Origin of the sequence: Streptomyces swartbergensis (assembly GCF_002148965.1) — a bacterium.
In the GTDB taxonomy this organism is placed as follows: domain Bacteria; phylum Actinomycetota; class Actinomycetes; order Streptomycetales; family Streptomycetaceae; genus Streptomyces; species Streptomyces swartbergensis.
Map to the genome: position 1 here is coordinate 1 of NZ_NGFN01000828.1, position 702 is coordinate 702.

Below are 702 nucleotides of genomic sequence, written 5' to 3' on the forward strand. Positions count from 1 at the left end.
CCGGCTGCACCGTTCTCCCAGCGGTGCAGCCACGCCATGCCCGTGCGCAGCGTGTACAGACGCCGACCGCGATTCACAAGCGCGCCATCGGGTTGCCGGTGGCCTCCCGGATGTGTGACCGGGCGGGCCGCTCGGCTTCCGGGTGCGGCGGGCACCGAGGCTTGCGACCGTAGGAGTGAAGGAGGCGGGTCCGAACGGGCGAGGACGGAGGCGGTCCGTCATGCTGAGGGCGCATCCTTCGCTCCTGCGGGAGCTCGTCGAACGCTGCGAGACGCTCAGGCGGCGCATGGCGTCCGGTGGCAGTGCGGAGATCAGGCGCCAGCTCGAGGACGCGTCGTACACGCTGTGTGTGGTCACCGGCACCCGTCAGTTGGACWCGGCGCTGKMTGTGGCMCGCCGGCAGCTGGCCGACGCGATGCGMCCCGAGCAGCCTCKGCGTCGCTGACGAAGCCCGGGCCACAGGCGCACCCTGGGGGCAGACCGCCAGCACCATCCAGGCCTGGCCGGTGAATCGGGATGGGCGCGGTGGCTGGGGACTCCTGTTCTGCCGATCCTGGCCGCGTCGGGTGGCATGGCCTGGAGATCACGATGGCGGTGTGCCGCGGTTCCGAGGTGCGGCGCGAACCGGTGGGCAAGCGCGTGAAAGCCGCGATCGTGCTGGTCGACGATCCCGGCGGGGATCCGGCGGGCCGCCTGTTGTGA

1 protein-coding gene and 1 pseudogene are annotated in these 702 nt (G+C 71.8%); both read left to right on the top strand.

Annotated features, from left to right (window positions below; genetic code table 11):
* Positions 1 to 220: 220 nt before the first annotated feature.
* Complete coding sequence (locus tag CA983_RS44580; protein WP_086606190.1) at positions 221 to 445, top strand: DUF5133 domain-containing protein; 225 nt, start codon at positions 221 to 223, stop codon at positions 443 to 445.
* Positions 446 to 543: 98 nt separating this feature from the next.
* A pseudogene (locus CA983_RS44585) lies at positions 544 to 702 on the top strand (ATP-binding protein); the annotation flags it as partial.